The sequence below is a fragment of the Nonomuraea sp. NPDC046570 genome (genome assembly GCF_040645915.1).
Classification (GTDB): domain Bacteria; phylum Actinomycetota; class Actinomycetes; order Streptosporangiales; family Streptosporangiaceae; genus Nonomuraea.
This window is the reverse complement of record NZ_JBEYZF010000064.1, coordinates 1-20,482: the sequence shown is the minus strand read 5'-3', so window position 1 is coordinate 20,482 and position 20,482 is coordinate 1. Positions and strand designations below refer to the sequence as shown.

Below are 20,482 nucleotides of genomic sequence, written 5' to 3'. Positions count from 1 at the left end.
CAGGGGTCTGCCCGATCGCCCTTGTCGGCCGCCTTGTGAGACCTATACGGGTCGGCTGAGACTTCAGACCAGCCCGCGAACCGCAATGGCATCCCCGTCCAGGGCAGCAGCCCTGAGCGGGTCACCCAGGACCATCACACTCCCAAATGACCCGCTTAACACCAGTCACCTAGAGCCACGCGTTCTCTTTCCCGCCGGTCCCGCCTAACCAGAGAAAGCAACATGACGACATCACGCCGATACGGCACCGTGCTCACTGACCACACCTTCACCGTCCCTCTTGATCATGACCGGCCCGATGACCAGCAGATCCAGGTGTATGCGCGCGAAGTGCGTGCCGCTGGAAAAGCGGCCCGGGACCTTCCTTGGCTGTTGTTCCTGGGCGGCGGCCCCGGCGCGGCCGCCCCCCGCCCGCTCGGCGGCGAAGGCTGGCTACACCGGGCCTTGCAGGACTACCGTGTGCTGCTGCTGGACCAGCGGGGAACCGGCAGATCCACCCCCGTGGACCGCCGTTTCCTGGCCCAGGTCGGCGACCCGGCCGCCCAGGCGCACTACCTGTCGCACTTCCGCGCCGACGCGATCGTGCGGGACGCCGAGATTATCCGCCGAACACTCATCGGGGACCGGCCGTGGAGCGTGCTGGGGCAAAGTTTCGGTGGCCTGTGCACGGTCACCTACCTCTCCTTTGCTCCGCAGGGGCTGGCCGAGGCGTTCATCACCGGCGGGCTACCCGGCGTGCGCGCTACCGCCGACGACGTCTATCGCGCGCTGTATCCCCGGGTCGTCGCCAAGAACGCGGAACACTTCGACCGCTTCCCCGGCGACGGCGAGCAAGCCCGCACCGTCGCCCGGTACCTGCGAGACCATCAGGTCGTCCTGCCGAGCGGCAGGCCGCTGACCGTCGAGACCTTTCAGTCCCTGGGCAACCTCCTCGGCGGCAGCGACGGCAGCCGCCGCCTGCACTATCTCCTCGAAGACCCCTTCACCGGCGGGACCGAACCATCAGACGCCTTTCTGTCCGAGGTCGACTGGGAACTGTCCGGAATCGCCGGGGGACCGCTGTACTCCCTGCTGCATGAGGCGACCTACGCCCAGGGGGAAGGCGCCACCCACTGGTCGGCTCAACGCATCCGGGGCGAGTTCCCCGCCTTCGACGCCACCGCAGCTCTCGACTCGGGCGCGCCCGTCCTGTTCACCGGCGAGATGATCTACCCCTGGATGTTCGACTCCGACCCGGCGCTACGGCCGTTCCGCCAGGCCGCACACCTGATCGCCGAACGTACGACCTGGCCCGCCCTCTATGACACCGACCGCCTGCGCGCCAACACCGTGCCCGTCGCCGCCGCCATCTACTACGACGACATGTACCTCGACCGTGACCTGTCGATCACCACCGCCCAGACCATCCACGGCCTGAGGCCCTGGATCACCAACGAATACCAACACAACGGCCTACGCACCAGCAACGGAGCCGTCCTTGACCACCTCATCGCCCTGATACGCGAAACACCATGAAACTCGCCTTATCGCACAAGCCGCCTCCGCCCAGTTGCGAAACCGGACCAAGGGGAGCAGTACCGCAACGCGCTGGTGTCGTTCATTCCTGGTCCTCGTCCTCGTCGTCCCAGTCGTCCTCCTCGTCGTCCCACAGGCCGCTGGGCTCCAGCGGGTGCTCGTCGTCGATGAGGGAGCTGTCCACCGAGCGCCGCCAGGCGCTGCTCTCGTCGGGGTCGGCCCAGTCCTCCTCGGTGATCCTGGGGATGGGGATGGTGGCCCGCTGGTGGCCGACCATCCAGGAGTTGCGGAAGAAGTCGAACCTGAGGTGGCGGCAGCCGGCGGACTCGTTGTAGATGATCGGTGGTACGAGGAACTGCTCCACGCCGACCTTGGCCGCGACGACCACGTAGTCCTCGGGGATGGATTCGTCGTTCCAGCAGGCGGCGAAGTTGACCGGCGTGAGGGCGTTCTTGCCGAGCACGTGGATGAGGCCGTCCTGGATGACGAACCGGTCCGGGTCGAGGGCCACGTCCTCGCCGAGCATGAGGATCGGCGCGGGCAGGATGTGCGCCTGGGCGAAGGACTGGGCGTCGGTGTAGAGCTTGATGACCTCGTCGAAGCGCGTGGGGTCGAACTGCCCGGAGGTGTGGAACGGGCAGCAGATCGCGCCGTGGGGCCGCTCCGGCTCGGGGAAGAACGCGGACTTGTCCACCCGCGTCATGACCGAGTGGCCGTGCTTGTCCCGCAGGAACTCCGGGATCCAGCCGGCATCCTCGGCCTCGATCACCTCCGTCCGGCACAGCACGCGGAACGCGGTGTCGCCGAGCTTGCAGTTGAAGTAGTCGAGCAGGGTGATGGCCGCGCACTCCGCTGGCTGCAGCGCGTCGGTCCTGGGGAACCAGAAGTCGTAGCCGTTGGTCACGAAGTGCACCCCGCGGAACTCCTTGTGCACGAAGGTCTCGCGGGCGGGGCCCTCACCCCAGCCGTCCCAGTGGGCGGCGGCCACCTGGTTGTAGTACGCGTCGGCGTGCCGGGCCAGCTCGGGCGCGAACACGCTCTCGCCGGTCAGGTAGCACGCCTTGCTGAACAGCGCGCCGATCTCCGGCGCCTCGGTGACCTCGCCGGCGGTGAAGATCAGCTCGGTACGCAGGAACACCTTGCGGCCGTCGCGGTAGGGGGCGCCCTCGTGCTCGTACCGCTGATCGAAGATCACACACGTGAAGGCGCCGATCTCGCCGAGCGCGGCGCCGCCGACCAGGTCCAGCGCCGGCGAGCCCGTGCCGCCGGTCAGGTACAGCAGCAGCGTGTAGCGGGAGATGTGCCGGCGCGTCGCGTCGTAGTACGGCGTGTCCCGATGCAGGTGGAAATTTGCGTCACCGGGCTCGAACCCGTTGCACCGGAACACCGGGTTCACGTGCGAGAACCCCTCCGCCACGGATGGCGGCAGCGCGTCGGCCATCGCCGCGGTCAACGCCTCGGCCAGCAGCGCTGAGTGGAAGATGAACCGTTCGCCGCCCCGGGAGGCGGCGTTCAGCGGCGGCACGTACAGGTTCATGCCGTCCAGCCGCGCCAGCCGGTCGCGGGCCTGCTCCGGCAGGCGCAGTGAGAATGAGAACACCCCTTCGGCGTGCTCCGTCCGCCCGGTCAGCTCCATCTCCAGCGGCACGGCCCCGAGGAGGCGGTCCAGCGGGACGATGTTCTCGAACGTGCGGAACGACAGCTCGTGCGGATCCGCGAACACGGCAGCCAGGTACGGCGCGTCCGCGCTGGGCCGGGCGAACAGCTCCCGAACCCGCTCGTCGATGAGCTCGGCGTCGATGAAGCGCACGGCCTTGAACCGCGCCGACGGATGCCAGCAGACCTCCAGCCCGTCCACCGTCGTGGCCGGTCCGGCGTCGGTCGCGTCCACCTCCGCCCGATACCGGGCGACCTCCTCGGCGGGGGCGTCCCCGGCCGACAGGGCGAAGAACCGGTCCCGAAGTTCGATGCTCACACGCACCTCCACATGCTCCGCAGCCCCGGCGGAAGATTCGCGGCCTGCGCCAGTTTCCGCACGCCGTCCTGGCCCACATCGGAGTCGTACAGCCACAGCCGAGTGAGGGATCCGGCGAACGGGGCGGCGAGCAGCTCCTGCGCGCCCGCCTCTCCGAGGTCGTTGTAGCGCAGGTCGAGCTCAGTCAGCTCCGTGAACCTGTGCAGCGACCGCACGCCCTCGGCGGTCACCCTGTTGCGCTGCAGGTGCAGGCGGCGCAGCCCGCCCAGGTGCGGGCAGGCCGCGAGCGCCGCCAGGCCGGTGTCGGCGATGCGGCAGTACCGCAGGCCGAGTGCCCGCAACCGGTCCGACGCGAACAGGGCGGCGAGGAGTTCGGCGCCGTCGCAGCCGACGCTCAGGTAGGACAGGTCGAGCTCGGTGAGCCGCCCGAGGTCCAGCCCGGCGAGGGCTCGCAGGTCCAGGCGGCCCGGGCGCAGCTCGCCGCGGTCCCCGTCCTCGTCGTCCCAGTCCTCGTCCTCTTCAGCCGCCGCGTTCGAGGTGATCCTCAGCGTGGTGACGAACGGGGCGCGCAGCACCTGCTCCACGACCTCGCGGACATCGTCCGACCACTCGACGGCCACCTCCGTGGCGAAGCCGTACCGGCGCGACCGCACCCGCGCCCTGCCCGGCAGCCCGTCGTTCCATCGGTCCTCGTGCTCCGCGACGAGGTCGGCGATCTCGCGCTCCACGGCCGGCCGATCGGCGGGGCGGGTGCGTGCCAGGCGCTGCTCAAGGCGGATCAGCATGCCTCTGGCGTCGCCCTGCCGCAGCAGCCGGTCGCTGTACGCGTGCCACGCGGCGAAGTCGTCGGGACGAGCCCGTAATGCTTCCTCGATGACCATGACTTCCATTCGAACGAATGTACGAATCATCGTTGATATGTCAAGACAAAGCCCCGTTAAACTACCGCCGAAATGACCTTGCCCGCAGGCGTTTCGGCCCATCGGACGCATGATCGCGGGCGTGGACAGCTCCGCGCGGCACGGTATACATTGCGGCATCCTGAGGCGGAGCCAGGCCGCCGGCATGGGAGGTCTCCACTGTGAGCGCACCGGCTTCGGCCCGTCCCGCGACCGACGAGCAGGACGTCCCCGCCGAGGGGAGGCAGGCGTTCGAGCTGGCCGCCCGCGCCTGCTACCGGCAGATCGGGGTCCCGTTCCCGGAGCGGGTCGTGTGGGTGCCCTCGCCGCTCGTCGGCGCGTTCGCCGCACCGATCGCCGCCTGCCTGGCCACCGGCCACCGCAACGGCCGCGTCCTCGACTCGGTCCACCGCGCCGTGGACGGCACGGCCGGCGAGACGATCGGGCGGGCGGTACGCGACGCCGTCCAGGCCGCAGCGGACGGCGTGGCGGGCGATCCGGTGCACGGGGCGGCGGCGACCGCCCAGCACGCCGAGATCGCCGCGACGGCGGACCCCGCGCCGCGCGGCACGCCCACCGGCACCCGGGCCACGGTCACCGAGGCCGCGGACGCGGTCGTGCGGTCGGCGGTGGACGCGGCGGTGGGCGGCGTGCGGCAGGACACGATCCGCGGCGCGATCCGCCTGCTGTGGCGGGCCTGCCTGCCGGGCCACCGGTCCGCGCCCGCCGCCTGGTGGTGGTGGCCGTTCCGCGACTTCGTCCTGCTCTGCCCGCCCCCGGACGAACTGCGCCGGGAACAGGTCGGCGAGGGCGACCTGGCCAGGCGCCGGCTCCACTGCCCCGACGGACCCGCCGTCGCCTGGGTCGACGGATTCGGGCTGTACTTCTGGCACGGCACCCACGTCCCCCAGGCCGTCATCGACGACACCCTGACCGCCGACGAGATCATCCGCGAGCCGAACGCCGAGATCCGCCGCTGCGCCATCGAACGCCGCGGCTGGGACCGCTTCGTCATCGAGGCCCGCCTCGCCCAGATCGGGCCCGCCGCGCCCGACCCCGGCAACCCCGGCCAGACGCTCACCCTGCACGACGTCCCCCCGGGCGTCTACCCCACGAGCGTGCGCGTCCTGCTGTGCACCAACGGCACCCTCGAGCGGGACGGCACCCGCCGCCGCTTCGGCCTCACCGTCCCCGCCGACTGCACCGACCCCATCGAGGCCGCCGCCTGGACCTACGGCCTCACCCCCGCCCAGTACGCCCAGGCACAGCGCCGATCCTGACCTTTGAGGAGCCCTGAGAAGATGCCCACCATCGAGCAGGCCATCGCCACCTTCGGCGTCACCGTCGACGAGCACCTCGACCGGCAGGCCGAGATCCCTATCCTGTCCGGCCTGCAGTTCCAGGGCGATGTCGCCGTCGTGCCGGTCACCAGGGAGCCGGCCCGTACCCCGATCCCCACCTCCGGCGTCCCGGTCGTCCGCGGCCAGGCCCAGGCCAACACCCACCTCCTGGTCGCGACCGGCGCGGCGTTCTTCAGCCCTGACCAGTCCGGCCGCGCGCTGGTGCTTGGCGTGCTGACCGTCGAGGAGGGCGCTACCGCCTACCTCGCGCACCCCGAACACGCCTTCACCGGTATCGCGCCCGGCACCTACGAGCTGCGTCGCCAGCGCGAGCAGGCGGACCAAGTCCGGCTCGTCGCCGATTGAGGCCGGGGGCGGGCCACCGGCGAGGAGGGGACACCGCTTCAGGTTGTCCGCAACGGCGAGGCGGGCTTGGACCAGTCGCCGGTGGTGAGCGGGAATGCGGCAGGCATCCATGGCACGCCGCAACAGGTCGGGATCGAACCCGCAGGTGGCCGAGCAGAGATTCATATCGGTCGGCCCGGTCGCGCAGGAGCTCCGTGGCCAGCCGGAGCTCCCGTAACCACTGGACTGCCACGGGCTTTCTCCGGCGAGTTGCCGAGCGTCATCGGGCACTGGGGTACGGCTCGATGGCCACGCGGAGAGAGAAGGTGTCGCGCTGGACAGCGCGTGATGCGCCCGTGCCGGAGATGAGCGCGCAACGCGCTATCGCTGACCTGCTGGGCATCGATCCAGAGGAGGTTTACCGCCAGGGCTGGCCCTATTGGCTCCTTCTCGCCTTTCGTGACGATTGCACGATTCTGGAATCTCCCTGGACTCCAGCGGTACGGTCAGGGCACTGGAGGACGTTGGAGGGCCAGTGGATCGCCGGGGTTTCCTGATCACCGCGTCGCACCCTCGCTGCGGCCCTTGCGCAATGGGCCGCAGCGCCACAGGCGACGGCCACTCCGGCAGCCGGGCGGCGCGCCGGTGAACATGTCGCAGACCTCTTTGGGGTAGCTCGTCATCAGTGAGTGTCTGAACTGGGCGTTACCGCGCCATACAGCCTTCGACCAGAGCGTCGATTGCTTCGAAACCGGTCTCGAACAAGGTGACGTGGCGGAGTGATCGGACGATCGCATACCGGTCAGCGAAGACGTGATTGACGCGTTCGTAGTCGAAGACCCGGACGAGGACATCGTCGCAGCGGCAGCACGCGATCCAGGCGGCGAGGGCGTCCGAACCGCCGAGGGGATGACCGAGCCCGATTCCCGCCTTGATCTGGTCCTCCAAAGCGTGCCCATGCTCAATGTCCTCAACGAGCCGCACAGGCGGATCGTGTTCGTCAGCGCCGGCGCAGTCAGCGAGGAGGGCGCGGGATTTTCCCCAGTCCTTACAACGCTCCCAGCTGGCCTCGGACTCGCTGAGAACTGCGATCTGCGCACGCGTGGCCTCGCTGAGCGGGACCTGGTGCTCGACCAGCCTGACGCAGAGCTCCTCGAGAGCGAACGCGCCCTCACCTATCCCACACATGTCCGTCACGACATCCTCGCCATTGGCCCGGTCGAGCCTCCTGCGATCCTCGGGCACAAGCTCGGCGAGTTCATAGAAGAGATCGCTGTTCCGACCCATACCGCTGGCTCCCTATCGTCGGCGTGCGGCAATTCGGAATCTTCGCGGGGGTGGGGAGAGTGTTCGTCGACGAAGCAGATCCAGGCGCCGCTTTCGGCGGCCTGCCTTTTATGCGGCCGGTCTCCTTCACCCAGGTGGTGATCTGCTCCTCATCACGCTCTGCCGCCCGGTGCACGGGCACCTGCGGGCTCCAGCCGATCCGATGCAGTAGATAGGACACCCCGCGCGGGGTGTATACACCTCGGCAACAAACGCCGCTAACTCACCGCGCAGATCCCCAAACGGAACACCCTCGCAGCTAAGCGGATGAGAGGTGACCAGCGCCGAAAGTGTGGAATCAGCAGAGTGCTTCGTCGGCCCCGTTCAGCGCGGAGCCGTCCCCGGGTCATGCTCGTCGTGTGTGGCTCAGGAGTTCGCGGACCAGTGCCTGTCCCCACCACTCCTCAATGCGGTCGGGGGTCCAGCCGCGTTCGGTGGTGAGGGTGGTGTAGACGTCGATGTTGCAGATGGCCGCGTAGACGTCGACGGCAGTCTGTAGGTCCAGGCCGGTTCGAAGAGTGCCGGACGGCCAGGATGAGAAGACCTGAACCCGGGTGTCGTCGCCTCGTTTGCGGCCGTCGCTGTAAGCGGTGGCGAGCTCGGGTTCGCTGCGGCCCGCTTCGCGAATCAGCAGGATGATGTCGCCCGCGCGCTCGAACAGCCGCCGGTCGTAGGCGGCCATCGCCGTGAGCTGGCGCTCGGGGTCCGCCGCTGCGGCCTCCAGCTCCGCGAGCATCTGCGGCGCGTCGGCGGACAGGTCGGCCGAATCGGCCACCGCCCGGGTCAGCCCGATCTTGTTTCCGTACGTCGCGTAGACCGTGGGCACGGAGACCCCCGCCTCGCGCGCCACCTCGCGCACGGTCGTGTCCGCCCAGCCCCGGGAGTCGAAGAGCCGGCGGGCGGCGCGGGCGATCTCGGCCCGGGTCTCCAGCGCCTGCGTCATCCGACGCAGCGAGTCATAGCGACGTCGGCCCTGCTCCGCGTCCATGCCTTACCCCTTGCCCTCTTCAGGTTTACGCGCCATATAATCAATATATGACATTTAAATCCAAGTCGGCCACCATGAGCTTCTCCCGGATCGGCGGCATGGCCGCCATCGGCTTCGCCGCCATGATCGTCCTCGCCAACGTGATCATGATGCCCGCCGGCCTGCCGCTCACCGGCGCCGAGATCGGCGAGGTCACCGCGTTTTTCGCCAGCGAGGGCCTCGCCGTCGGCGTCGGATCCGCGCTCACGCCCGCCGCGTGGATCCTGGCCGCCTTGTTCGGCGCCGGCGCGCTCGCCGTGCTGTGGGGCTCCGAGCGCGACCGCCGCGAGGCGTGGTCTCTGCTCGGCCTCGCCGGTCTGGCCCTTCAGAACGTCACCTTCGCCGGGGTCGTCGCGGCCCGCCTTGCCCTCACCTCGACCGCCCCGCACGACCGCTCCGCGACCACGGGCCTCTGGGCGTTGCACGATGCGGTATTCACCCTCAACGGAACCTTTCTGGCGCTCGCCCTCCTCGGCCTGTCCATCGGCGGCCTGCGCACCGGCCTGATCCGGCCATGGCACGGCGCCTTGGGACTGCTCGCCGCCGCGCTTCAGTTCAGTTCGGCCACCCTCGCCCACTGGGTCATCGACAACGGCGGGGCCCTCGGCCTCCTCGGCCTCGTCGGCTGGCTGATGTGGGTCGTCTGGATCGTTGCGTACGGCATCGTTTTGATCCGGCAAAACCCCGACACCCCGGCCCGGACACTCACCAACGACCGAACGAGTACCGCCCCTGCCTGACCTGCCGAGCGACATCTGGCACGTCATCCGCCGACCCCGCTACGCCCGCCGCATCCGCCGCATCCGCGGCTGACCCGTACCGACTCTCAAACGAACCCGAACCTCCCGTTGAGAGGTTCACCTGCGTTCGCCCGTCCGGCCTTCCCCTTGCCCGGTTGTTCCCCCAGACGGAGCAGGGGCCCTTGGGCGTCTTCCCTGAGCTCCGCACCTCCAGCAGGCAGGACCTGCAGACGCACGTCAGGGCGGGGACTGGTCTCGAACACTGACCAGGAGCTACGCATCCGGCATAACCCGCCTCACGTGGCCAGAGGAGTCGTGGTTGCGTGCCGTCCTACGCGCGCGTCCTGACGACGCACTCGCCTCGACTCTGCTGGCCAGCCGTCTGGTCCAGCAGATCACCTTTTGGCAGAACGACGAAAGCTTCGCCGCTGACAATGGGGAGGATGAGCATGCGCTGATTCGTCGGCGCGACGAGGCGCAGGAGCTGTACTCGCGAGTTCTGCGGAACGACCCCGAGGACCGGGCCGCTCGCGCCGGGATGGCGACGCTGCACGCGCAGTTCGACGAGAGCGGCCGACTGCTGGACGAATTGGAGCAGTACGACCAGTTCGCTTACTACGAGCTTTCCTACGACATGGGATCGGGTTCGTTCCAGCGCAGCGAGATTGTCATAGCCACCGAGCCCGCCTTGCGCCCTGGCGTGACAAGCACCCTGAGGCCCAGGTGAAGGAGTCAACCTCTGTAGTCACCCGGTTCCCGTCCTCGCCGATGCCTCGCGCATCGCCCATCTCATCGTGGTTGGCTCGCACGGCCTCGCCAACCTCCGCTCGGCTGTACTGGGCTCGGTCAGCCACGGCGTCCTGCATCGTGCTCACTGCCCCGCCGCCGCGCCTCCACACCGACAGACCTCCTGAGTGTCGGCCCCTTCCGTGAGTGGATCATCCGCTTCGGGTACGGCCTGGCAGTACCCGCCACTCAGGGGGTCCCGTCTCCAACATCCTCGAAACAGCGCCGGTCTGTGAGGCAGCACGGTGCGCGGTGAGACGACGTCGTCGATCCGCGTGTCGTCCACACACCAGCCGAAAGACTTCGACAATAGGGACTTCTGGCCCCTGTTTCGCCGCTCACCGGCCGATGGGATGAAAAGGGAAGGAAGTCTCAAGAAAGGCAGGGAGGAACACATGAGTACGCCGATGCGTCGTGAACAGCGAGGACTCGTTCCCGAACTGTTCGACTGGCTGGAGCTTCCCTTCGCGGCCCTGCGACCGCCCGTAGCGCAGCCCATCAAGTTCGAGGACTACATCGAGGATGACCGTTACGTCCTGCGAGCCGAACTGCCGGGAATCGATCCTGAGAAGGACGTTGAGATCACCGTGTCCGACGGCGTTCTGACCATCCGTGCCGAACGGCGCGACGAGCGCAAGGACCAGCACCGGACGGAGTTCCGTTACGGTTCCTTCACTCGTTCTGTCGCTTTGCCCTCGGGGGTGGATGACAACGACATCAAGGCCGTCTACGACAAGGGCGTCCTGGACGTCAGCGTCAAGCTCGCTCATGCCAAACAGGAGGGCAGGCGCATCCAGATCGAGTCCAAGCCGCAGTCGGAGACGTGAGGGAGTACGCGGGCCCGCCCGGCTGAGGCGGGCCCGTCTCAGCCAGCTCGTCGGCTTACCTGTGGGAAGGGCGGGCCGTCGTCGCCGCCGATCGCGTTGATCTGTCGATGAACACGATCGAGGGCGCACGCTTGCGCGCCTCGTCGAACAGGTCACGCACACACGAGGCACTACACCGACGAACCGGTGAACAGGAACGGCACGGCCGCCCCGCCGGCCATCGCGCGGGAGATGAGCGTCTTGCCGGTCCCGAGAGGGCCGACCATGATCACACCTCGGGGCGGCATCGCGTCCGTCGCGGGAGGTGCTGCCGGAGGCGGGGGTTCGTTCGACGTCCCGGTTTTGGCCGTCCCTGTCATATGCCAGATGTGGAGCCGGCATCCGGCCTCTCCTGTCAGGTCCGCTCCTCACTGTCAGTCCGATCGCGTGATCGGGTGCAGCAGGGCCGAAAGACCCGAAGGTCAGAACGAAGCTCGTCAGCTCCCCTTCGCCAATCATGGGGTTCGGAGCGGGAATCTTGCTTGGTCCTGGACAGCGTTCAGGGCATACGCATCGCCTGTCCTCGTCCGCTGTCGCGGTCCGTCACCGACCGATCGATTCACCGGCCACGGCCAGGGGGAGGAGTCAGTCAGGGGGAGTCTGTCCCACTCACCCGAGACCGTGTCGGGGACGGGTCCCCCCGTTCATTCCGCGCCTCGGGTACCTGGAGCGGACCAGAGCACGGAGGCATCGTCGATGAGACCGTGGGCGCAGATCAAGGAAACGCACATCGCTGTCGTGGCCCTCCTGGGGGATCACGCCTACAAGCTCAAGAAACCGGTGGACCTGGGTTTCCTGGACTTCACCACCCGGCAGGCCAGGCAGGCCGCCTGCCATCAGGAGGTGGAGCTCAACCGGCGACTGGCTCCGGACGTCTACGAGGGAGTCGCCGACGTGCTGGGGCCGGACGGAGAGGTCTGCGATCATCTCGTCGTAATGCGGCGCATGCCCGAGGAACGTCGTCTCGCCGCCCTCATCCGCTCGGGACAACCGGCCGAGCAGCACCTGCGCCCCATCGCCCGGATAGTCGCGAGCATGCACGCCCGGTCGCGCCACGGTCCGGAGATCGATAGGGAAGGAGGACGAGAGGCACTGCGCTCTCGCTGGAGCACGAATATCGACCAAGTCCGGGCACTTCCCGACGCGGTGCTCGACGCCGCGATCGTCCAGGAGATCGAACGGCTCACGCTGCGCTTTCTCGACGGCCGCGAACCCCTGTTCACCACTCGGATTGAGGAGGGCCACATCGTGGACGGCCACGGCGACCTGCTCGCCGAGGACGTCTTCTGTCTGGACGACGGGCCCCGCATCCTGGACTGCCTGGAGTTCGACGAACGGCTGCGCTTCGTCGACGGTCTCGACGACGTTGCCTTCCTGGCCATGGACCTGGAACGGCTCGGCGCGCCCCGGCTGGCCGAGGTGTTGCTGCACCGATACGTCGAGTTCACCGACGACCCCGCACCGCCCGCGCTGTGGCACCACTACGTCGCCTATCGGGCCTTCGTTCGCGCCAAGGTCGCCTGTTTCCGGTACGGACAGGGCGACTCCGGCATGGCGTGGGAGGCCCAGCAGCTCGCCGAACTCACGCTACGGCACCTCCAGGCGGGCACGGTCACTTTGGTCCTCGTCGGCGGATCACCTGGGACCGGCAAGTCGACCCTGGCCGCCGCTCTCGCCGACCGCCTGGGCTACACCCTGCTCAACAGCGACCGCGTCCGCAAGGAACTGGCCGGCATCCCGCCGGAACAGCCCGCGCCCGCTCCCTTTGGCGAGGGCATCTACAGTCACGAGCACACCGAACGCACCTACGACGAGTTGCTGTCCCGTGCCGGGCAGCTGCTCCGGTACGGCGAGCCGGTCATCCTCGACGCCTCCTGGATCGACGAGGGGCAGCGGACAGCGGCCGAACACCTCGCTCAACGCACCTCCAGTGACTTTGTCGCCTTGCTCTGCACCGCTCTGCCGCAGGTCACGGTGGAACGCCTGGCGACCCGTACCGGTGGAGTCTCCGACGCCGACCAGGCGATCGCCGCAGTCATGACGCAGAGGATGGCTCCCTGGCCAGCCGCGATCGAGATCGACACCAGCGCGATGCCGGGACAGGCGCTGGAACGGGCGTTGGCGGTGATCCATGCTCGCTGGGCCGCGGTGCCCCGCCGGTTCCGGCGCCCCCAACTGGAGCCCGGCTGACCGATGACACCGTTCGCCCGGAACTGCGCCTGGATACGGGTGTCGGCATCGTCGGTGAGGCCGGGCACCAACACGAAACGCACTCAGGCCGGGCGGCCGAGCGCCGCTTTGCCGAGCACCGCTCGGCGGTGGCCTGCCGGAGTATGTCCGCGCGGGTGTCCACAGCGACCCGTGGAAGGTGCAGTCGATGTCGTCCTGCTGTCGCACGCGGGTGAGCCGGACGAAGTTGACGGCGTAGCCGGAAACCCGGTTGGTCAGCTGGGGTACCGGCCGGGTTCATGGCGTCCAGCAGGACGGCCCGGGTGAGAACGTTGACGTTCATGTGAACCCTGCCGCATCGACGTAGGCGTCGAGCACTCCCACGAGTTTGTCGGTCCGGTCGGCGGGTGCGCGGCGCGGTGCGCCGGATGGCGGCGGATCTTGGCCATGAACGAGCGCACCAGGTCCACGGCGTCGGCGCGGTCGTCGTTTAGTCGCCTTCGACGGTGTAGTCGACGGCCAGGCCAGTGGCGTCGCGGATCACCTGGCTCGCCCAAACCCTTATCGGCCATGCCGCGAACCTCGATCACCACACCGACGACATCGCGCTGCTCCTCCTGGAGGCCGCAGCCGACCCGGAATATGCGTAGATCGTGATTTGGTTGGTCTCGTGAGGGTGAAGTCGATTCATCGCCTGTGCATGACGTGTCCCGGAATGTGCGAGCTGGCGAACTTACTGACCTCTTATGAGGCGGTACGGGCACTTTCCGAAGTGTCGGAGCCTGGCCGGGACAGATGATTATTCGGCCTGCGAGGCGTTTGAGAAGGCCTCCGGCCGGACAGGGGGGTGCGGGGACGGATGCAAGATCCGGTCCAGGCGTGCGGCGGCGTAGCCGAGCACGGACAATGCGGTGACGATCAGCAGGTCGCCCAAGTCCAGTGGTTCGGTGCCGAGGAGTTCTCGAAGCGGTGGGAGGTACAGCCCGGCCAGTTGCAGGATGAACGCGCCCGCGACGGCGATCAGGAGCATGGGGTTGGCCAGCGAGCCGGGCCGGGTCCGCGAGCCGATCGCGACGCCGAGCTGAGTGGCGCCGAGGGCGAAGAAGGCCATGCTCTGCCACGGTCGTCCGGTCTGGTGGGCCCAGACGGCTACGCCGAGGGTGACGACGGTAAGGACGATCGCGATCCGGATCACGCGCTGCCACAATCCCGCGCCCAGGATGCTCTGGGTAGGCGGTCTTGGCGGGCTGGACATGGCCGCCGGCAGTGCTGGTTCACCGCCGAGGGCCACGCCCGGCAGCCCGTGCGTGAGCAGATTGATCCAGAGGATCTGGGCGGGCAGCAGGGGGAGTGGGAGCCCGACGAACGGGCCCAGCAGCATGACGGCGATCTCGGCTGCTCCGCCCGACAGGCCGTAGACGAGGAAACGGCGGATGTTGGCGTAGACGCGGCGGCCCTCCTCGATGGCGGCGACGACGGTGTCCAGGTCGTCGTCGGCGAGCACGAGGTCGGCGGCCTGACGGGCGACCTCTGTGCCGCGCTCGCCCATCGCCACGCCGATGTCGGCCCGGCGCAGCGCTGGGCCGTCGTTGACGCCATCGCCGGTCATCGCCAGGATGTCACCGCGATCGCGCAGGCCTTGGATGATGTCGAGCTTCTGCTCGGGCGTGGCGCGGGCGTACACCCTGGTCTCGTCCTGGGTGGGTGCGCCGGGCTGACGGCAGTCGGTGACCCGGCCGCCCGTGTCGATGATGCCGAGGTCGGTAGCGATTGCCCGGGCGGTCCCGGGGTGGTCGCCGGTGATGAGGAGCGGCCTGATTCCGGCGCTTTTGCAGGCGGAGATCGTGGCGGCGGCCGCGGGACGCGGGGGATCCAGAATGGCGATCAAGCCGAGCAGAGACAGCCCGCTCTCCTGCGCCCTTTCGGGAACGGCGTCCAGTTCGGCGCTCGCGACCGCGAGGACCCGGTATCCGGCTTGGGCGAGTTGCTCGGCGTGCCGCGCGGCGCGCATCTGCAGTTCCGGCTCATCGACGAGGACGGAGGGGTGGAGCAGGGACTCGGGCGCGCCTTTACAGATCAGCCGGGCACGCCCGCAGGGAAGCTGATGCACGGTGCTCATGCGCTTGCGGTCGCTGTCGAAGGGGCGCTCGAGGACTCTGGGGAAGCGCTCGTGCAGTTCCTTGCGGTCCAGGCCGAGCTTGGTGGCGGCGGCGAGCAGGGCCGCCTCCGTGGGATCGCCCAGCGCCGTCCATCGCCCGTCGCCGTCCTGGGACAGCTGCGCGTCGTTGCACAAGGCCGCGGCTGCCAGCAGGTCGGCGAGCGCGGCGGGGTCTTGGTCGTGGACGATCTCACCTTCGGGTGCATAGCCGGAGCCTGTGATCGTGGACTCCCCCTCGGGGGTCCACAATCGGCGGGCCACCATGCGACCTTCGGTCAGCGTGCCGGTCTTGTCGGTGGCGAGCACGGTCACCGAGCCCAGCGTCTCCACGGCAGGCAGCCTGCGGATGAGGGCGTTGCGGGCGGCCATCCGGCGTGCTCCCAGCGCCAGACTCAAGGTCACGACCGCGGGCAGCGACTCAGGTACGGCCGCGACCACCAGGCTGATCGCGGTCACCACCATCAGCTCGGCCGGTTGCCCGCGGATCAGCCCCAGTGTCAGCACCACGGTGGACAGCAACACGGCGACGGCGGCCAGCATGCGGCCGACCGTCGCCAACCGCCGTTGCAACGGCGTGAGATCAGGCCCCTTGACCATCATGGACGCGATGCGACCACTCGCGCTCGCCGTCCCAATCGCGGTGACCACCCCCTTACCCCGTCCGCGCACCACGACAGTGCCTGAGGAGAGCGGCTCATGGTCGGCTTTGTCCACCGGCACTGACTCGCCGGTCAGGGCCGACTCGTCGACGAGTAGCGCGGCCGACTCCACCACGGTCGCGTCAGCCGGAACGATGTCGCCCTCGGCGAGCACCAAAAGATCTCCCACGACGATGTCAGCCGCCGGAACCTGAATGTGGGAACCGTCACGGATCACGCGCGCCACCGGGGCGGTGAGCTGCGACAGCGCAGTGATAGCCCGGTCGGCCCGCACCTCCTGCCCCACCCCGACCAACGTGTTGACCACCACCACCAGCATGATCACGGCAGTGTCGGTCCAGTCTCCGGTGACGATGGTCAGCGCCGCCGCCACGAGCAGGACGATGATCAGCGGGTCGCGAAGCTGGGTGGCGACACGCCGCCACAACGGGACGGGCGGTTTGCTCGGCAGCAGATTGGCTCCGTCCCGCTCCAGCCGCGCCGCCGCCTCCGCCGCCGACAGTCCGGAGCGTGAGGCGCTCACATCGACTTCCTCTCCGGCCACCCGTTGCCCGCGGATCAGCCAACGTGAGCCGCCAAATCGTCTCGTCTAACAGTCTTCGCAGGGGGCGAGCCGTTAAACCACGGACGAAGGTCCTCTCTGTAGGGGCCGAAATCACTGATTTGGCGGAAGAAGCAGGTCAGAACTTCGGAATGGGCTGGTGAACGCGACACCGCTGGCGGAGGACAGTGGTAGCCGGCGACGTCGCGGCGGCGTGTGCTGTTTGGCGGGCACCAACGGCGCCCCGGTGCGGGTAAGTACCTATGGAGTGCGTCCACAGGCTGCGGGTCCATCGCCCTTGACGAGGGGAACGGCGCGCTCTGCCGGCAAAGGCCACTGCCTTCGATGATGGATTCGAGGTGAAGTTCCATGACCGTACTCCGTACGGTCGTCGTCGTTTACGACGGCTCAGACTTCTCTGCGCAGGCCCGCCGACCGGCAACGGGAGAAGTCGGAGAATGTGATCTCCTCCGGGACACAGGATGATCTCATGACTGGCGTCCCGCCCGGCGACTCCTGCGGAGCTTCGGGCATCCTGTCGGCGCGTGAGGGCCTGAGCATGCCGGAAGCGGCCCGACGCCTGGCCGTGAACGGTCCCAACCGGTTGCCCGTACGCGAGCGCAGCCCTGTGCCGCTGCTGCTACTCCGGGAGATGGTGCACTTCTTCGCGCTGCTGCTGTGGGCGGCGGCTGGGTTGGCTCTGCTGGCCGGAATGCCGCAGTTGGCGGTGGCGATCGTCGTGGTGGTGCTGCTGAACGGGACCTTCGCCTTCGTGCAGGAGTACCGCGCCGACCACGCGGGCAGGCAACTGCAGGAGCTGATCCCCGCCGAGGTCACGGTACGCCGTGACGGCCGCCGCATGCTGGTGGCCGCCGCCGACCTGGTCGATGGAGACGTGGTCCTGCTGGAGGCGGGCGACCGGATCTGCGCGGACCTGGAACTGGCCGAAGTGCATGCGCTGGCGGTCAACGAGTCTGCTCTGACAGGGGAGAGCGTCCCCGTCCGGCCCAGCGAGAGGGATACGGCCTTCGCCGGCACCTTTGTGGTCGAGGGCCAGGCGGAGGCTGTCGTCACGGCGACAGGTGCCCGGACCCGACTGGCTGCCATCGCCACGCTGACTCGGGCGGCGATGCGACCGCCCAGCCCGCTCGCCCGCCGCCTCGGCAAGGTCATCCAAGTCGTCGCGGGAATCGCCCTCGCGGTCGGAACGGGGTTCTTCATGCTGACGCTGCTGCTCGGCATGGCGCCCGCCGATGGTTTCCTGCTCGCGCTCGGTGTCACCGTCGCTCTGGTGCCTGAAGGGCTGCTGCCCACGGTCACTCTGTCACTGGCTCGGGCCGCCCGAGTGATGGCGGGCCGCAAGGCGCTGGTTCGGCACCTGGAAGCTGTGGAGACCTTGGGGGCTGCCACGTTCATCTGCTCCGACAAGACCGGCACCCTCACCCGCAACGAAATGACGGTCGTCGAGATTTGGACGCCGGCTGGCCCGTTGGACTTGGCTGATCCTGCCTCGGCCGCAGAGATCATGCGTTCGGCCGTCTTGTGTTCGACCGGGCGGCTGGTTCGCGCCGACGGCGGTTACAAGGGGGTCGGCGACCCGATGGAGGTCGCGCTGCACGCGCTGGCGCTGCATGCTGGAGCGAGGGAGGAAGCGACTGTCACCCGGCGCTACCCGTTCGATCCGGGTCGCCGCCGATCCTCAGTGGTCGCCGATGGTCGGCTGCATCTCAAGGGAGCACCGGACGCGGTCCTGCCACTGTCCGGGGAGGTGCCGGGAGCGGCGCGCGCGCTGGAGGAGATGAGCGAGCGCGGTCTGCGCGTCCTGGCCGTCGCCCAGCGCGACGCCCCCCGGGCGGGCACCGCCGAGGAGGTCGAATGCGGCCTGACTCTCATTGCTCTGGTCGGTCTTGAGGACCCGCCCCGCGACGGGGTCACCGAGGCGATCGCCATATGTCGAGGTGCGGGGATCAAGCTGGCGATGATCACTGGTGACCATCCCGGCACCGCCCGCGCGATCGCGGAGAAGGTCGGACTGCTCGGCCCTGACCCTCTCGTGCTCACCGGTCGTGAGCTGCCCGAGGACGACGCCCACCTCGGGGCGCTGCTCGACCGCGACGGCGTGGTGATCGCCCGAGTGACACCGGAAGACAAACTGCGTATCGCTCGCTCCCTGCGTGGCCGCGGCCACGTGGTGGCGATGACCGGTGACGGGGTCAACGACGGCCCTGCGCTCCGCGAGGCCGACATCGGCGTCGCCATGGGTGCCTCCGGCACCGATGTGGCTCGCGAGGCCGCCGACGTGGTGCTGCTCGACGACCACTTCGCCACCATCGTCACCGCCGTCGAGCTGGGCAGGGCTACCTATGCCAACATCCGCCGTTTCCTCACCTACCACCTGACCGACAACGTCGCCGAGCTCACCCCGTTCCTGGTGTGGGCAGTGAGCGGCGGCACCATCCCTCTGGCGCTGAGCGTGCTGCAGGTGCTCGCCCTCGACATTGGGACCGATCTGCTGCCCGCCCTGGCCTTGGGGGCCGAACCGGCAGGCCCCCGCACGATGCGGGGGCCTGCGCGCACCGGAGCGCTGCTTGACCGCCGCCTGCTCAGGCGTGTTTTCGGTGTGCTCGGCCCGGCCCAAGCCATCGTGGAGATGGCGGCCTTCGCCGCCGTGCTCGCTCTGGGCGGTTGGACCTTCGGTGCCGCGCCGTCTTCGGCGCTGCTCGCCGCGGCCTCTGGTACTGCCTTCGCCGCGGTGGTCCTCGGGCAACTCGCCAACGCCTTCGCCTGCCGCAGCGAGACCCGCTGGGTTGGGCGCATGCCGTGGCTGAGTAATCGGCTCCTGCCGTGGGCGGTAGTGATCGAAGCGGTCATGCTCCTGGTCTTCTTGGGCTTCCCTCCGCTGGCTGCTCTTCTGGGCGGCGACCTCCCCCCACCCGCAGGCTGGGCAATGGCCGCCCTGGCGATCCCCGCTGTCGTCGGGGCCGACGCCGTACACAAGGCGCTGCGGACCGACCGCTGTGTCGGCGAAGTGACACCGAGTTGACATCCTCCCCACGGATAAATCCGGGGGATTCCAGCCCTCACGGGTCGGATCTTCCTGCTTCACGGGCGACTGCCCACGCACACCCGAAAACGGGCGACCGGTCTCATGTGGCCTCCACAGGCTTCACATCCCGCCGGCCCGGCGGTAGGTCCGGACAGACCGGCTTGGTTGTCACCAGCCCGTCCGAACACCTGAACGATACCAAGGAAGGGGCCGCTGTGACGCGGAACAGAAAGGGTCACCGCACCGCTCGGGCCTTGACGGTCCTCCCGCGCATCAGATTCCTCCCCAGGGCTGAAGCCCGGGGTCTCCTCGGGAGTCACTGATGAAACCATTGGCGTGCTGAGTAACACCGATGGGCGACGCCGTCACCTGACGTGGATTGCACGCACGGGTGCGGAGGTCCCGCGAGAGGAGGACCTTCGGCCTCCCCTGCGTGCCCTCACGGGTTGAAATATGCTCTGCCCGCAGCCAGGCATGCCTGTCAATCGTCACAAGGGGATCAGGTCTCTTTGGGAAGGTTCAGCGTCGGCAACGGCCCGCCCGGGAACTGCTGGAGCCGACCCCCATGGAGAGCGAGCCCAGGTCGATCGGAGCCCAACCGGCGTGCTGGATCAGCCGCGCGACCCGATCGTTGGCTCCCGCGTCGTCGCCCGACAGGAAGATGACACGGCGCCCGGCGGGCGTGCGCGGGTCAGCGCCGAGGACCCCCGGGGTAAGGGTGTTGAAGGCTTTCACCAGGCTCGCGCCGGGCACGAGGTCTGCCACGACCTCGCTGGAGGTCCGGCCGCCCAGGTCTGCAACCTTGAAGTCCGGCGGGCCGAGCAGGTTGGCCGTGTCGATCACGATTCGGCCGCTCCAGTCGGCCAGATCCGCTGCTTTGACGGCTGGCGCTAGTCTAGCCGCAGTCCGCCTCGGATTGGTTGAGCGCGTGTGATGTCGTGCCCGCCTCGGCGGCCGGGGAGCCCGTGTGCTGCCGTGGCTGACGTCCGGCTCAGTCGCCGATGTGGAGTACGGCGGCGCCGGTGACGCGGTCGGCGGCCAGGTCGGCCAAGGCCCGATCGGCTTCGTCCAGGCCGTAGGGAACGGTGGC

16 protein-coding genes and 1 pseudogene are annotated in these 20,482 nt (G+C 68.7%); 10 read left to right on the top strand and 7 right to left on the bottom strand.

Features of this window, described 5'->3' with window-relative positions; all coding sequences use genetic code 11:
• Positions 1 to 222 precede the first annotated feature (222 nt).
• Positions 223 to 1,515 (top strand): alpha/beta fold hydrolase, encoded by a 1,293-nt coding sequence (locus ABZ911_RS41225; RefSeq protein WP_358069499.1) that lies wholly within the window; start codon positions 223 to 225, stop codon positions 1,513 to 1,515.
• 82 nt (positions 1,516 to 1,597) lie between these two features.
• Here ABZ911_RS41225 and ABZ911_RS41220 read toward each other — a convergent pair whose 3' ends face one another.
• Positions 1,598 to 3,490 (bottom strand): hypothetical protein, encoded by a 1,893-nt coding sequence (locus ABZ911_RS41220; RefSeq protein ID WP_358069496.1) that lies wholly within the window; start codon positions 3,488 to 3,490, stop codon positions 1,598 to 1,600.
• Complete coding sequence (locus tag ABZ911_RS41215) at positions 3,487 to 4,380, bottom strand: hypothetical protein (RefSeq protein ID WP_358069493.1); 894 nt, start codon at positions 4,378 to 4,380, stop codon at positions 3,487 to 3,489. Before ABZ911_RS41215 ends, ABZ911_RS41220 begins: the two co-directional genes overlap by 4 nt.
• A 191-nt stretch (positions 4,381 to 4,571) precedes the next feature.
• On the opposite strand from ABZ911_RS41215, the gene ABZ911_RS41210 reads away from it, so the two are divergent.
• Positions 4,572 to 5,669 carry a DUF6745 domain-containing protein gene (locus tag ABZ911_RS41210; RefSeq protein ID WP_358069490.1) on the top strand — a complete coding sequence of 366 codons (1,098 nt, stop codon included), beginning with the start codon at positions 4,572 to 4,574 and terminating at the stop codon, positions 5,667 to 5,669.
• 21 nt (positions 5,670 to 5,690) lie between these two features.
• A complete protein-coding gene (locus ABZ911_RS41205) occupies positions 5,691 to 6,095 on the top strand; it encodes a hypothetical protein (protein ID WP_346143552.1) in 405 nt (134 codons plus the stop codon).
• A 684-nt stretch (positions 6,096 to 6,779) separates the two neighbouring features.
• On the opposite strand, the gene ABZ911_RS41200 is transcribed toward ABZ911_RS41205, so the two are convergent.
• From ABZ911_RS41200 to ABZ911_RS41190, 3 genes and pseudogenes are all read right to left on the bottom strand, one after another.
• Positions 6,780 to 7,361, bottom strand: coding sequence for a hypothetical protein (locus ABZ911_RS41200; RefSeq protein ID WP_358069487.1), 582 nt, complete (start codon positions 7,359 to 7,361; stop codon positions 6,780 to 6,782).
• Positions 7,333 to 7,587: pseudogene (locus tag ABZ911_RS41195) on the bottom strand (winged helix-turn-helix domain-containing protein); the annotation flags it as partial. The gene ABZ911_RS41200 and the pseudogene ABZ911_RS41195, both read right to left, overlap by 29 nt.
• Positions 7,588 to 7,746: 159 nt before the next feature.
• A complete protein-coding gene (locus ABZ911_RS41190; RefSeq protein ID WP_358069484.1) occupies positions 7,747 to 8,388 on the bottom strand; it encodes a helix-turn-helix domain-containing protein in 642 nt (213 codons plus the stop codon).
• A 98-nt stretch (positions 8,389 to 8,486) separates the two neighbouring features.
• Between ABZ911_RS41190 and ABZ911_RS41185 the strand changes: the two genes are divergently transcribed.
• The 6 genes from ABZ911_RS41185 (at position 8,487) to ABZ911_RS41160 (ending at position 13,638) form a co-directional block, all read left to right on the top strand.
• Positions 8,487 to 9,167: a hypothetical protein gene (locus ABZ911_RS41185; protein ID WP_358069481.1), complete on the top strand. Its 681-nt coding sequence runs from the start codon at positions 8,487 to 8,489 to the stop codon at positions 9,165 to 9,167.
• 319 nt (positions 9,168 to 9,486) lie between these two features.
• Positions 9,487 to 9,894, top strand: a complete 408-nt coding sequence (locus ABZ911_RS41180; RefSeq protein ID WP_358069478.1) for a hypothetical protein — start codon at positions 9,487 to 9,489, stop codon at positions 9,892 to 9,894.
• A 67-nt stretch (positions 9,895 to 9,961) separates the two neighbouring features.
• Positions 9,962 to 10,081, top strand: coding sequence for a universal stress protein (locus tag ABZ911_RS41175; protein ID WP_358069475.1), 120 nt, complete (start codon positions 9,962 to 9,964; stop codon positions 10,079 to 10,081).
• Between the two features lie 267 nt (positions 10,082 to 10,348).
• A complete protein-coding gene (locus ABZ911_RS41170) occupies positions 10,349 to 10,780 on the top strand; it encodes an Hsp20/alpha crystallin family protein (RefSeq protein WP_358069472.1) in 432 nt (143 codons plus the stop codon).
• A gap of 735 nt (positions 10,781 to 11,515) precedes the next feature.
• Positions 11,516 to 13,009 (top strand): AAA family ATPase, encoded by a 1,494-nt coding sequence (locus ABZ911_RS41165; protein ID WP_358069469.1) that lies wholly within the window; start codon positions 11,516 to 11,518, stop codon positions 13,007 to 13,009.
• Positions 13,010 to 13,515: 506 nt separating this feature from the next.
• A complete protein-coding gene (locus tag ABZ911_RS41160) occupies positions 13,516 to 13,638 on the top strand; it encodes a hypothetical protein (RefSeq protein ID WP_358069466.1) in 123 nt (40 codons plus the stop codon).
• A gap of 149 nt (positions 13,639 to 13,787) precedes the next feature.
• Here the strand turns inward: ABZ911_RS41160 and ABZ911_RS41155 are convergent, their stop codons facing one another.
• Positions 13,788 to 16,328: a cation-translocating P-type ATPase gene (locus tag ABZ911_RS41155; RefSeq protein WP_358069463.1), complete on the bottom strand. Its 2,541-nt coding sequence runs from the start codon at positions 16,326 to 16,328 to the stop codon at positions 13,788 to 13,790.
• A 508-nt stretch (positions 16,329 to 16,836) separates the two neighbouring features.
• Here ABZ911_RS41155 and ABZ911_RS41150 point away from each other — a divergent pair.
• Positions 16,837 to 19,389 carry a cation-transporting P-type ATPase gene (locus ABZ911_RS41150; RefSeq protein ID WP_358069461.1) on the top strand — a complete coding sequence of 851 codons (2,553 nt, stop codon included), beginning with the start codon at positions 16,837 to 16,839 and terminating at the stop codon, positions 19,387 to 19,389.
• A 522-nt stretch (positions 19,390 to 19,911) separates the two neighbouring features.
• On the opposite strand, the gene ABZ911_RS41145 is transcribed toward ABZ911_RS41150, so the two are convergent.
• A complete protein-coding gene (locus tag ABZ911_RS41145; protein WP_358069458.1) occupies positions 19,912 to 20,235 on the bottom strand; it encodes a hypothetical protein in 324 nt (107 codons plus the stop codon).
• Positions 20,236 to 20,482 lie beyond the last annotated feature (247 nt).